The following is a 12,586-nucleotide window of genomic DNA, read 5'->3' as shown; positions in this document are numbered from 1 at the left end:
GGGGCGGCGGGCTATTCCGCCGCCTTCCTGTCCGGCCCGGCCTCCGTGTCGATATCCTTGAAATTGCGCAGCATCTTGTCGAGGTAATGGATCATGTGGATCCGATCCTCGGTCGAGAAGCCGCGCAGCGCCTTGTCGTAGTAATCCGAGATCACCGGCCGCATGTCCTCGTCCCACAGGCTGCGGCCCTTGTCGGTCAGGCGGATCAGGCGCGAGCGGTTGTCGTTTTGGTCCACCGCGCGCTCGATGTAATCCATCGCCTCCAGCCGCGTCAGCACACCGGTCAGGTTCTGCCGGCTGACCAGCAGGAAGGCCGCCAGATCGCCCACCGGGACGCCGTTCTCGAAGGCGGGGCGGGTCAGCGCCCCCAGCACCGCCCATTGCTGCGTGGTGACGTGGTGCTCGTCCAGCGCCCGGGTGCCGGTCTTGTGCAACATGTTGGCGCATTGGTAGAGGCGGAAAAAGAGCCGATTGCTCAGCCCCGATCCCAGATTCCCGATTTTCCTGCCACTTTTCGCCATGCCGCCAATCTGGCCGCAGTCGGGGCCAAGGTCAAGCCGTGCCGATGCGGTAAAATAAAGTAAATATATTGACATAAATTTGCGACTGCTGCAGGATGCTGCCAGGGAGGCCGTCCAGGGATTCGGACAAGGCAATTCAACAGAAATATCGCAAGAAAATGCGATTTCTCTGGCCGAGACCCTGTGGCCTGAAGTCAGGAAGGAGATCGCTTTGCGTGGCCTGAAAGGGAAAGTAGTTGTCGTAACTGGCGGCGGTGGTGGCATCGGTTCGGCCACCTGCCTGCGCTTCGCCGAGGAGGGGGCCCGGGTCGTCGTGGCCGATGTCGGTGCCGAGGCGGCCGGTCAGGTCGTCGAAGCGATCCGCGCGGTTGGAGGCGAGGCTACTGCGATGGTGGTGAACCTGATCGATTACGATGCCTCCGCCGCCGCTGTCGCCCGGGTCGAGGCCGAGTTCGGCCCCATCGATGTGCTGGTGAACAATGCAGGTTGGGATCTGTTTACGCCGTTCCTGAAATCCGGCCCGGATTTTTGGAACAAGATCATCGATATCAACCTGCGCACGGTGCTGAACATCACCAAGCCGGTGCTGGAATCGATGGTTGCTCGCGGTGCCGGCGGACGCATCGTGTCGATCGGATCGGACGCCGGCCGGGGCGGTTCGTCGGGGGAATCCGTCTATGGCGCCTGCAAGGCGGGGGTCATCGCCTTCATGAAGACCCTGGCGCGCGAACATTCCCGCCACGGCATCACCTTCAACACCGTCTGTCCGGGCGTGACCGAAACCGGGATGCTGGAAAACTTCATGGAAGCGGCCGGCGACAAGGAAAAGCTGCGCGTGGCATTTGCCAAGGCTGTCCCGCTGGGGCGGCTGGGCAAGCCCGAAGATCTGCCAGGCGCGATCCTGTTTCTGTCCAGCGACGACGCGGCCTTCATCACCGGTCAGGTGATCTCGGTCTCGGGCGGCCTGACCATGCACGGATGAAAGGGAAAGCCATGACCTATGAAGACATCATCTATGAGGTGAAGGACGGCGTCGCCACCATCACCATCAACCGCCCCGACAGGATGAACGCCTTTCGCGGCCAGACCTGCGAGGAACTGATCCACGCCTTCAACAAGGCCGGCTGGGACAAGTCCATCGGGGTTATCGTGCTGACCGGCGCCGGGGAGCGGGCTTTCTGCACCGGCGGCGATCAATCCGCCCATGAGGGGCAGTATGACGGGCGCGGCACCATCGGCCTGCCGATGGAGGATCTGCATTCCATCATCCGCGACGTGCCCAAGCCGGTGATCGCCAAGGTGCGCGGCTTTGCCGTGGGCGGCGGCAACGTGCTGTGCACGATCTGCGATTTCACCATCGCGGCGGAAAGCGCGCAGTTCGGCCAGGTCGGACCCAAGGTCGGCTCGGTCGATCCCGGTTTCGGCACCGCCTTCCTGGCCCGCGTGGTGGGCGAGAAGAAGGCGCGCGAGATCTGGTACATGTGTCGTCGCTACAAGGCGGCCGAGGCTCTGGCGATGGGCCTGGTGAACACGGTTGTCCCCGATGACCAGCTGGACGCCGAGGTGGACCGCTGGTGCGCCGAGATCATGGAGAAATCGCCCACCGCCATCGCCATCGCCAAGCGCAGCTTCAACATCGACACCGAGCATCAGCGCGGCATTGCAGGGCTCGGGATGTATGCGCTCAGCCTCTACTACGACACCGAAGAAAGCAAGGAAGGCGGCATTGCGTTCAAGGAGAAGCGCAAGCCAGATTTCCGAAAATTCTCAAGATAAATAAATGGTTATCAAGCAACTTGGGGAGGAGTTCATGCTTGAGAAGAACAAGAAAACCGTTGTCGCTGCGGTGCTGGCAGCCCTGGCCACATCTGCCGGGGCGCAGGACGGGCCGGTCAAGGTCGGCTTTGCCGCCGACCTTACCGGGGCCTGCGCTGCCCTGTCCGAGGACGGGCTGAACGGCGCGAAGATCGCCGCCGAGGAGATCAACGCGGCTGGCGGCATCCTGGGCCGTCCGGTCGAACTGATTGTGCGCGACACCCAGACCAAGCCCGACGAGGGCGCCAAGGTCGCGCGCGACCTGATCACCAAGGACAGGATCGACGTGTTGACCGGTGTCTGTTCTTCAGCGGTGATGCTGGCGGAAAGCGCGGTCTCGGCCGAGTTGAAAGTGCCGTTCTATGCCGCCATCGGCTCGACCCAGCGGGCCAATATCGAACTCTACCAGCCTTATTTCTGGCAGGTGCAGGCCAATGCCACGATGGAGGCCTATGCTGCGGCCGAATATGTGGCGAAGAAGCCCGAATGGAAGAAGATCTCGGCGCTTGGTTCCGACTACGAATGGGGCCATACCTCGGTCGCGGCCTTCACCGAGCGACTGAAGGAGCTGCGCCCCGATATCGCCTTTGCCGATCCGATCTATGCCAAGGTCGGCGAGACCGCGATGGCGCCCTATATCACCGCCACGCTGGCGCAGCAGCCCGATGCGGTCTTCGCCCCGCTGTTCGGTCCCTCGCTGGGCGCGACGCTGAAGCAGGGGCAGGGGTTCGGCTTTTTCCAGAAGACCAATCTCGTGACGCTGATGACGGTGGACACGTTGCAATCGCAAGGCGCCTCGATGCCCGCCGACAACGTCTATGGCATCGCCCGCGCACCGTTCTTTGCGCTGGAACAGTCGCCAGAGGTAACCGCCTTCATCGAGACCTATCGCGCCGCCTATGGCGAATATCCGACCGACTGGGCGATCAATGCCTATGACGGGCTGCATTTCTATGCCGCCGTGGCCGAAAAGGCCGGCACCGTCGAAGCCGATGCGATCATCGCCGCGCTGCCGCAGGTCAGCTTCGACGGGCTGCGCGAAAAGGGCCTGACTATCCGCGCGCTGGACGGCCAGATGAACGCGCCGGTCTATGTCGGCAAGGCGGCCAAGGTCGAGGGCTACGATTTCCCGATCCTGACCGAGGTGGAAAAGTTCGAGGGCGCGCCGCTGATGCCTGCCGAGGATCTGATCCTCCAGGCCCGTGGAGCTGCCAGGTAGGCCACTCTGCGAACCCGTCCCGGCGGGATGATCCGCCGGGACCAGCCAGAGGAAATCCAGATGGTTCTGATCCAGCTCGTCAATGGGCTCATGGAAGGCATGACGCTTTTCCTGATCGCCTCGGGCCTGACGCTGATCTTCGGCGTCACCCGCATCATCAACTTCGCCCATGGCTCTTTCTACATGCTGGGCGCGTTCCTGACCTATGAGCTGGTGCCGTTGATCGCGCCGGGCACGCTCTGGGGGTTTTTCGTCGCCGTGGCGGCTTCGGCGGCGGCCGTCTCGGCCCTGGGCGTCTTGTTCGAGACGACTGTGCTGCGCCGCATCTACGGCAAGGATGGTATCCTGCAGCTGATCGTCACCGTGGCGCTGGTGCTGATCATCCGCGACCTGGTGCGCATGACCTGGGGCGCGAACAGCGTCTCGGTGCAGATGCCCGATGCGCTGATGGGGGCGCTGGTGGTGGGCGACACCTATTTCCCGCTGTTCCCCATCGCGATCTTTGCCGCCGGGCTCATCGTGGTGCTGGCGATGATCTGGGTGATCTACTTCACCCGGGCGGGCATCCTTCTGCGCGCCGGCACCGATGACCGCGGCATGGTCGCGCTTCTGGGCGTGAACGAGAAGCTGATCTTCACCGCGGTCTTTGCCGCCGGGGCGTTTCTTGCCGGTCTGGCCGGGGGGCTGAGCGCGCCCTATGGCGAGGTGAATTACCTGCTCGACACCACCATCATCGTCTCGGCCTTCATCGTCTGCGTGATCGGGGGGCTGGGCAACCTGTACGGCGCTTTGGCCGGTGCGTTGGTGGTCGGCGTCACCAAGGCGATCGGGGTGATGTATTTCCCCCGCCTGTCGATGGTCCTGATCTTCCTGATCATGGCCGCCGTTCTCATCGCCCGCTCGATGGGCCGTCAGGGAGGCCCGGCACGATGACCGCGCAGGATCTGAAAACCCTCTGGGCCAGGGTGGCCCGTGCCACCGTCAGCTGGCAATTCGTGGTCCCGGCGCTGGCCGCGGTCCTGGCGATCAACTGGATGGCGTCGACCTCGACCTCGACCATGATGACCGAGATCATGATCATGGCGCTGTTCGCCTCGTCGCTGAACCTGCTGATGAGCTTCGGCCACATGGTCAGCTTCGGCCATGCCGCCTATTTCGGCCTTGGCGCCTATGGCTTCACCCTGGCCGTTGTGCGGGGCGGGGTGCCGCCGGAACTGGCGCTGGCTATCGGCCCGCTGGCCGCGGCACTTGGCGGGCTGGTCTTCGGCGCGCTCTGCGTGCGGCTGACGCAGATCTATTTCGCGATGCTGACGCTGGCCTGCGCGCAGATCACCTATACCGTGCTGTTCCAGTGGTATGACTTCACCGGCGGCGATACCGGCATCACCGGTTTCATGATCCCGCGCTTTGGCCTTTCCGAAAAGGGCTATGCGACGGCGGTGCTGGCGGTGGTCACGCTCTGCCTGCTGGCGCTGTGGGGGATCGTGAAATCCCCGCTCGGCCTGTCGATCCGCGCCGTGGGGCAGGATCGCTACCGGGCCGAGGCGCTTGGCCTGGGTGCGCGGCGGGTGCAGCTGGTGGCCTTCGTCATCGCCGCCTTTTTCGCCGGGGTCGCGGGCACGCTTTATTCGGTGCTGCATGGCGCGGCCTTCCCCGACTATGCCGGTCTGGGCATCACGCTGGACGGGCTGATCATGGTCGTCATCGGCGGCTTGAACAGCTTTGCCGGCGGTATCTGGGGCGGCATCATCTACGAATTGCTGGCCACCTTCGTCTCGAAGGTGATCCACGAATGGGAACTGGTGCTGGGCCTGATCCTGCTGGCGATCTGCCTGGTGGCCCCGGCCGGCTTCGCCGGTGTCTCGGCCCGGCTGCGGGCGATGCTCGGGGGGATCCGCTGATGCAGCCGATCCTCTCCGCCCGCCACATCCGCAAGGCCTATGGTGCCTTCATCGCGCTGAAGGACATCTCCTTCGACATCCCCAGGGGTGAACGCCACGCCCTGATCGGCCCGAACGGGGCGGGGAAATCCACCTTCATCGCCTGCATCGCCGGGCAACTGCCGGGGGTGGAGGGCGAGATGATCTTCAAGGGCGAGAACATCCTGGCGCTGCCGCCGGCGCGGCTGGCCAAAAGGGGGATCGGCCGCACTTTCCAGATCAGCCGCGCCTTTCTGCACATGTCGGTGCTGGAAAACATGATGGCGGCTTACGTCATCGCTTCGGGCAAATGGGCCTCGCTCTCGGGCCGGGTCTATGCCGAAAAGATCGACCGTGCCCACGCCATGCTGGAAACCGTGGGCCTGGCCGAACGGTCGCGGGATACGGTCGCGGACTTGAGCCTCGGCGACCGCAAGCGGCTGGAATTCGGCATGGCGCTGGCCGCTGACCCGGACCTGCTGCTGCTGGACGAGCCCACCGCCGGCATGTCGATCAAGGAACGCCACTTCCTGATGGAGATGGTGGCCGAACGGGTCGATGCCACCGGCAAGACGCTGATCTTCGTCGAACACGACATCGACGTGGTGATGAAGATCGCCCGGCGCGTCACCGTCATGGTGCGCGGCGCGATCCTGGCCCAGGGCAGCCCCGAGGACATCAAGGCCAATGACGAGGTGCAGGCCGTCTATCTGGGAGGGGGGCACTGATGATGCTGCGCATTTCAGACCTGCACGCCGCCTATGGCAAGGCCGAGGTTCTGCACGGGATCGACCTGGAGGTCGCGCCTGGCGAGGTGGTCTGCCTGATCGGGCGGAACGGGGTCGGCAAATCCTCGACGATGAAGTCCATCGTCCGTGACCAGATTGCCGTGACGGGGGGCGAGATCGTCTTCGACGGTGCCCCGCTGGCCGGGATGCGCCCGCATGAGGTGATCCGCCGCGGCGTGGGCTATGTGCCCGAGGACCGGCGCGTCTTCGCCTCGCTTTCGGTACTGGAAAACCTGAACGTGCCGCGGCCGGTCGCCGCCGCCGCCGGCCGCCGCCGCTGGACGGTGGACGAGGTGTTCCGCCTGTTCCCGCAATTGCACGACTATCGTCACCGCAAGGCAGGGGTGATGAGCGGGGGCGAGCAGCAGATGCTGTCCATCGCCCGGTCGCTGCTGACCTGCCCGAAGCTTCTGCTGCTCGACGAGCCGCATGAGGGGCTGGCGCCCAAGATCGCCGAGGAGGTGGTCGACGCCATCGTCGCGCTGAAACGCGAGGGGGTGTCGATGATCGTGTCCGAACAGGCGCTGAACACGATCCGTCGCTGCGCCGACCGGGTCTATGTCATCGACCGGGGCATGATGGTCTGGAACGGCAGCGTGGACGGCTTCTATGCCGACCCGGAAATCACCCGCAAATATCTGATGGTTCAATGAGGCAGCCCATGTATCCCACCATCTTCGACACCGAGGAACTGAACGCACTGCGCGACCTCGCCCGCAAGTTCGCCGCCGAGAAACTGGCCCCCGGCTATCAGGCGCGTGAGAAGGCGGGCGGCTTCGGCCCCGATCTTCTGCGCGAGATGGGCGGCCTTGGCCTGATCGCGCCGGAACTGCCCGAGGAATTCGGCGGCCTCGGCTCCGGCGCCATCTATTCCGGCGTCATCATCGAGGAAATCGCCCGGGGCGATTTCAACATGGGCTATGTCAACATCCTCGCCTCGCTGAACGGGCAGATCCTCGCGAATTTCGCCAATCCCGAGATCAAGCGCGAATGGTTGCCCAAATTGATCGGGGGCGAGTTGATCGTCGCCATCGCCCTGACCGAGCCGCGTGGTGGTTCGGATGCCGCGAACCTGGGCTTGCGGATGGAACGCGACGGCGACCATTATGTGATCAACGGCGAAAAGACCTCGATCTCCTGCGCCGATCAGGCGAAAGGCGCGGTGGTCTTTGCCCGCACCGGCAGGCCCGAGGACAGGGCGCGCGGCATTTCCGCCGTCTTCGTGCCGATGGACACGCCCGGCATTTCCACCACCCGCTTCACCGACCTGGGCCAGCACGCCATCGGCCGCGGCTCGATCTTCTTCGACAACGTGCGCGTGCCCGCCGATCACCTGCTGGGAGAGGAGGGCAAGGGCTTCGTCCAGGTCATGCAGGGCTTCGACTTCTCGCGTTCGCTGATCGGGCTGCAATGCCTGGGCACCGCGCGGCAATCGCTGGACGAGACCTGGGACTATATCGGCGGGCGCAGGGCTTTCGACAAACCGCTGGCCGCCTTCCAAGGCATCACCCACCAGCTTGCCGATTTCGACACCAAGGTCGAGGCGGCGCGGTTGCTGTCGCTGAACGCGCTGTGGCTCAAGGACAACGGTCTGCCGCATGTGGCGGAGGCTGCGATGGCGAAATGGTGGCCGCCGCTGCTGGCCTACGAGGCGATCCATGCCTGCCTGCTGATCCATGGCCATGCCGCCTATTCCAACGAATTGCCGTTCGAGCAGCGGCTGCGCGACGTGCTGGGCCTGCAGATCGGCGACGGCACCGCGCACATCATGAAGAACATCATCGCCCGCGAGCGGGCCGGCAAGGCCGTCACCGGCTGAGCCGGGAGAAAAAGGGGAGGAAGAACCCATGAAATTCGATGCCGTCCTGATCGAACCGCGCCGCGCCCGGATGGAGGCCGAGGGTCTATGGCCCGGCAAGACGCTGCTCGACTATTTCGAGGATTGTCTGCGCGAAAAGCCGCAGGCGGTGGCGCTGACCAGCATCGTGACAGCGACCGGCGACCGCCGCGACCTGACCTGGACCGAGCTTGACGCGCTGTCCTGGCGCGTGGCGGCGGGGCTGCGCAGGCTCGGCCTTGGCCGCGACGACGTGCTGGCCTGCCAGCTTTCCAACAGCTGGGAGCTCGTCGCGCTCTACATCGGCTGCCGCAAGCTGGGCGTGGTCTTCAATCCGGTGATGCCGATCTTTCGCGAACACGAGCTGCTGTTCATGCTGAAGCATGGCGAGGCCAAGGCCTTTGTGGTGCCGAAACTGTTTCGCGGCTTCGACCACGAGACCATGGCCGAGAGCATGCGCCCCGATCTGCCCGACCTGCGCCATGTCATCGTTGCCGGCGGCGATGGACCGAACAGCTTCGATGCGCTGTTGCTGGATCCGGCGCTGGAGGTGGGCGCGGATCTGCGCGCCGTCTCGGCTCGTGACCGGGGCGATGCGAACGACGTTTGCCAGCTGATCTACACCTCGGGCACCACGGGCGAGCCGAAGGGCGTGATGCATACGGCCAACACGATGTATTCCAACCTGGTGGCCTATGCCGACCGGCTGCATCTGGACGCGGATGACACCGTGCTGATGTTCTCGCCGATGGCGCACCAGACCGGCTTCATGTATGGGTTCCTGATGCCGGTGATGCTGTGCGCCCGCATGATCCTGATGGACAGCTGGGACAAGGATCTTGCCGCACGGCTGATCCAGGACGAGCGGGTCAGCTTCACCATGGCCTCGACCCCTTTCCTGATGGACCTGACCTCGGCGGTCGAGGAAGGTGCCACCGATCCTTCCTCGCTGCGCATCTTCCTTTGCGCCGGCACCGCGATCCCCGGACCCCTGGTCGAACGGGCGCAGCGGATATTGGACGCCAAGGTCATTTCGGCCTGGGGCATGACCGAGAACGGCGCCGTCACGGTGGTCGCGCCCGAGGATCCTGACGAGCGTTCGGTCCAGACCGACGGCTTTGCCCTGCCGGGGATGGAGCTGCAGATCCGCGACCCCGACGGCATGCCGCTGGGCCCGGGGCAGGAGGGAGAACTGTTCGTGCGCGGCTGTTCGAACTTCGCCGGTTATCTCAAGCGTCCGCAATGGAACGCTACCGATGCCGAGGGCTGGTTCGATACCGGCGACATCGCGCGCATGGATGAGCAGGGCTATATCCGGATCTGCGGCCGTTCCAAGGACGTGATCATCAGGGGCGCCGAGAATATTCCGGTCGTCGAGGTCGAGGCGCTGCTTTACAAGCATCCGGCCGTGCAGCAGGTCGCCATCGTTGCCTATCCGGACGAAAGGCTGGGCGAGCGTGCTTGCGCCTTCATCGTGCCGAAGCCCGGCCAAAGCATCGACCTCCCGGCGATGGTGAACTTCCTGTCCGGCCTTCATCTGGCCAAGCAGTATTTCCCCGAGCGGCTGGAAATTCGCGACCGCCTGCCTTCGACCGCATCGGGCAAGATCCAGAAATTTGCGCTGCGCAACGAACTGCGGGCCGAATACGAGGCCATGAAGAAATGACCCGTATCGCGGGACCGCGTGTCGTGCTGACAGGGGCAGGCGGCCCGATGGGTCGCGCCGTCGCCCGGCGGCTGTTGCAGGACGGGGCAGAGGCTCTGGCCCTGACCGACATCTCGGGCACACGGCTGGCGGAAACCGTGGCGCTTCTGGGCACCGAATATCCTGCCGCGCGCATTGTTTCGTTGCGTTGCGACATTACCGCCGCAGCTGAGGCCGAGGCGTTCTGCGCCCTGGCGCAGGAAGGCTTCGGCGGCGCCGATGTGCTGGTCAATACCGTGGGCGGCATCCGCTCGCCCCGGCTCTACACTCCGTTCCTGGAAATGGACGAGGCGCAGTTCCGCTCGACCTTCGAGCTGAACCTGATGGGCAATTTCCACCTGATCCGGGCCTTCGCGCCGGGGATGGTTGAGCGCAGGTTCGGCCGGATCGTCAACTTCGCGACGGTGGTGTTCGGCGGCGAGGCGGGGCAGGTGGATTACGCAGCCGCCAAGGCCGCCATCGCCTCGCTGACACGCAGCCTTGCGGCCGAACTGGCCCCCGCCGTGACCGTCAACGCCGTCGCGCCGGGGCTGACCCGCACCTCGGTCACGCAGAACATGCCCGAGGCCGAGGCGGCGCGGCTGACCGCGCTGGCCTTCAATCGCCGCATGGCCGAACCCGAGGAAATCGCCGAAGCGGTGGCCTTCTTCGCCTCGGACGCGGCCCGCTTTGTCACCGGCGAAATCATGGCCGTCTCCGGCGGCATCCACCCGCATCTCTGAAAGGCAGACATGAGCGACGCGGTTCACCTTTCCCTTGCCGACGATATCGCACTGATCACCATCGACAACCCGCCGGTGAACGTCGCCTCGCGCGCGGTGCGCGCGGGGCTGATGATGGCGCTGGACCGGGCGGAAGCCGCCGGCGTCGCGCGCGTGGTGCTGACCGGCGCGGGAAAAACCTTTGTCGCCGGGGCGGATGCGAAAGAGTTCTCGGCCCCGCCGCGGCCACCGCATCTGCCCGATATCGCAAACCGGATCGAGAGCTTCCCGGTGCCGGTCGTGGCCGCGATCAACGGCGCGGCACTGGGTGGCGGGCTGGAACTGGCGCTGGCCTGCGCCGCGCGGGTGGCGGCGCCCCGCGCGACCCTGGGCCTGCCCGAGGTGACGCTGGGCGTGGTCCCCGGCGCAGGCGGCACGCAGCGGTTGCCGCGGCTGGTCGGGCTGGAGCAGGCGCTGTCGCTGATCCCCGAGGGCCGGGTGATCGGTGCGGCCGAGGCGCTGCGGATCGGCCTCGTCGATGCCATGACCGACGATCCTGTGGCCGCGGCGCGGATATTGGCCCTGCCGGATCGTCCCGCGACCGGCGCGCGGCCCGCGCCCGCCTGCGATCCCGTCGCCATCGAGGCTGCCCGAAAGCAGGCCGCCCGGCGCAGCCCGCAGCAGATCGCCCCGCAAAGGGCCATCGACCTGATCGAAGCTGCCGTGCGCCTGTCCTTGGCCGAGGGGCTGGCGCTGGAACGCCAGAACTTTCTGGATCTGAAGACCGGCGATCAGGCCGCTGCCTTGCGCTATGTCTTCTTTGCCGAACGCGCCGCAATGGGGCAGGGCAAGGCCCAGGGGGCGGATGTCCGTTCGGCCGTGGTTGTGGGCGGCGGCACGATGGGCGCGGGCATTGCCTATGCCCTGGCCGGTATTGGCGTCACCGTCACGCTGGTTGAGACCGACGCCGCCGCTGTGGAACGCGCCCGTGCCAATATCGCGCGGTTGTTCGACGATGCGGTCAAGCGTGGCAAGGCCAGTGCGGAACGGGCCGCTTCGGACATGGAGCGGCTGTTCACCTTCCGCGCCGGTTATGACGATCTGCCCCCGGTGGACATTGCCATCGAGGCCGTGTTCGAGGATCTGTCGATCAAACGGCAGGTTTTTGCCGCGCTGGATGCGGCCCTGCCGGAAACCGCGATCCTGGCAACCAATACCTCGTATCTGGACCCTGACCGGATCACCGAGGGGCTGCGCAATCCCACGCGCTTCCTCGGCCTGCATTTCTTCAGCCCGGCGCATGTGATGAAGCTGGTCGAGGTGATCCGGGCGCGGGACACCGGGCCGGAAACCCTTGTCACCGCCCTGCGGCTCGCGGCGCGGCTGAGGAAGATTCCGGTGCTGGCCGGGGTCTGCGACGGCTTCATCGGCAACCGCATCCTGACCCGTTATCGCCAGTGCTGCGACGTGATGCTGATCGAGGGCGCGCTGCCGGCGCAGATCGACGCAGCGATGCGCGGCTTCGGCCTGGCGATGGGGCCTTACGAGGTGCAGGACCTGTCGGGGCTGGACATCGCCTATGCCAACCGCAAGCGGCTGGGCTGGAAGACCATGCCGGGCTTTCGCTACATCCCCATCGCCGACCGCATCGTCGAGGAGACCGGCCGCCTGGGCCGCAAGACCGGCGCCGGCTGGTATGACCATACGGGCGGCAAGGCCGTATCCTCGGCGCTGATCGACGGGATCGTGGTGGAGGAAAGCGCGCGGGCGGGGATTGTACGGCGTCGATTCACCGACGCGGAGATCGTGGCCCGTGCGACTGCCGCGATGGTCGAGGAGGGCTTCCGTATCCTTGGCGAACGGATTGCTGAACGCGCGGCCGACATCGACCTCGTGATGATCCACGGCTACGGCTTTCCGCGCTGGCGCGGCGGGCCGATGCATTGGGCGGGCCGCGTCGGCCTGTCTGAAATCCTGCGGCGGATCGAAGGTTATGCCGCCGAAGACCCACTGTCCTGGAGCGTTCCCGACCTGCTGGCCCGCGCCGCGGCCGAAGGCAAGACCCCCGAAGAATTGTGAGG

At 65.4% G+C, this 12,586-nt stretch carries 12 protein-coding genes; 11 read left to right on the top strand and 1 reads right to left on the bottom strand.

All coding sequences use genetic code 11. The features are described from left to right. Positions 1-11: 11 nt before the first annotated feature. Positions 12-437: a MarR family winged helix-turn-helix transcriptional regulator gene (locus tag ACNKFW_RS11115; RefSeq protein ID WP_244314469.1), complete on the bottom strand. Its 426-nt coding sequence runs from the start codon at positions 435-437 to the stop codon at positions 12-14. 295 nt (positions 438-732) lie between these two features. On the opposite strand from ACNKFW_RS11115, the gene ACNKFW_RS11110 reads away from it, so the two are divergent. Genes ACNKFW_RS11110 through ACNKFW_RS11060 form a run of 11 tightly spaced genes read left to right on the top strand, consistent with a single transcriptional unit; the run spans position 733 to position 12,584 of the window. Continuing rightward, positions 733-1,503 carry an SDR family NAD(P)-dependent oxidoreductase gene (locus ACNKFW_RS11110; RefSeq protein ID WP_208852054.1) on the top strand — a complete coding sequence of 257 codons (771 nt, stop codon included), beginning with the start codon at positions 733-735 and terminating at the stop codon, positions 1,501-1,503. Positions 1,504-1,514: 11 nt separating this feature from the next. After that, entirely contained in the window at positions 1,515-2,297 is a 783-nt protein-coding gene (gene badI, locus ACNKFW_RS11105; RefSeq protein ID WP_024845471.1) for a 2-ketocyclohexanecarboxyl-CoA hydrolase, read from the top strand. Between the two features lie 34 nt (positions 2,298-2,331). Further along, a complete protein-coding gene (locus tag ACNKFW_RS11100; RefSeq protein WP_167521707.1) occupies positions 2,332-3,555 on the top strand; it encodes an ABC transporter substrate-binding protein in 1,224 nt (407 codons plus the stop codon). A gap of 60 nt (positions 3,556-3,615) precedes the next feature. Continuing rightward, positions 3,616-4,488, top strand: a complete 873-nt coding sequence (locus ACNKFW_RS11095) for a branched-chain amino acid ABC transporter permease (RefSeq protein WP_167521706.1) — start codon at positions 3,616-3,618, stop codon at positions 4,486-4,488. Further along, the gene (locus ACNKFW_RS11090) at positions 4,485-5,456 is read left to right on the top strand and encodes a branched-chain amino acid ABC transporter permease (RefSeq protein ID WP_028710831.1); all 972 of its coding nucleotides are present in this window, start codon (positions 4,485-4,487) and stop codon (positions 5,454-5,456) included. Before ACNKFW_RS11095 ends, ACNKFW_RS11090 begins: the two co-directional genes overlap by 4 nt. Further along, the gene (locus ACNKFW_RS11085; RefSeq protein WP_024845473.1) at positions 5,456-6,202 is read left to right on the top strand and encodes an ABC transporter ATP-binding protein; all 747 of its coding nucleotides are present in this window, start codon (positions 5,456-5,458) and stop codon (positions 6,200-6,202) included. The genes ACNKFW_RS11090 and ACNKFW_RS11085 overlap by 1 nt, the downstream gene beginning before the upstream one ends. Beyond that, a complete protein-coding gene (locus tag ACNKFW_RS11080) occupies positions 6,202-6,915 on the top strand; it encodes an ABC transporter ATP-binding protein (RefSeq protein WP_024845474.1) in 714 nt (237 codons plus the stop codon). The genes ACNKFW_RS11085 and ACNKFW_RS11080 overlap by 1 nt, the downstream gene beginning before the upstream one ends. 8 nt (positions 6,916-6,923) lie before the next feature. Beyond that, positions 6,924-8,081 carry a cyclohexanecarboxyl-CoA dehydrogenase gene (gene aliB, locus ACNKFW_RS11075; protein WP_147428685.1) on the top strand — a complete coding sequence of 386 codons (1,158 nt, stop codon included), beginning with the start codon at positions 6,924-6,926 and terminating at the stop codon, positions 8,079-8,081. 28 nt (positions 8,082-8,109) lie between these two features. After that, positions 8,110-9,765 carry a cyclohexanecarboxylate-CoA ligase gene (gene aliA, locus ACNKFW_RS11070; protein ID WP_418025182.1) on the top strand — a complete coding sequence of 552 codons (1,656 nt, stop codon included), beginning with the start codon at positions 8,110-8,112 and terminating at the stop codon, positions 9,763-9,765. A 47-nt stretch (positions 9,766-9,812) separates the two neighbouring features. Continuing rightward, positions 9,813-10,526, top strand: coding sequence for an SDR family NAD(P)-dependent oxidoreductase (locus ACNKFW_RS11065; protein WP_024845477.1), 714 nt, complete (start codon positions 9,813-9,815; stop codon positions 10,524-10,526). A 9-nt stretch (positions 10,527-10,535) separates the two neighbouring features. Further along, positions 10,536-12,584 (top strand): 3-hydroxyacyl-CoA dehydrogenase NAD-binding domain-containing protein, encoded by a 2,049-nt coding sequence (locus tag ACNKFW_RS11060; protein ID WP_147428686.1) that lies wholly within the window; start codon positions 10,536-10,538, stop codon positions 12,582-12,584. Positions 12,585-12,586: the final 2 nt, after the last annotated feature.

The organism is Paracoccus sp. TD-10 (assembly GCF_048270675.1).
Lineage (GTDB): Bacteria > Pseudomonadota > Alphaproteobacteria > Rhodobacterales > Rhodobacteraceae > Paracoccus > Paracoccus pantotrophus.
The sequence above is the reverse complement of the archived record's forward strand: the minus strand, read 5'-3'. Positions and strand labels throughout refer to the sequence as shown.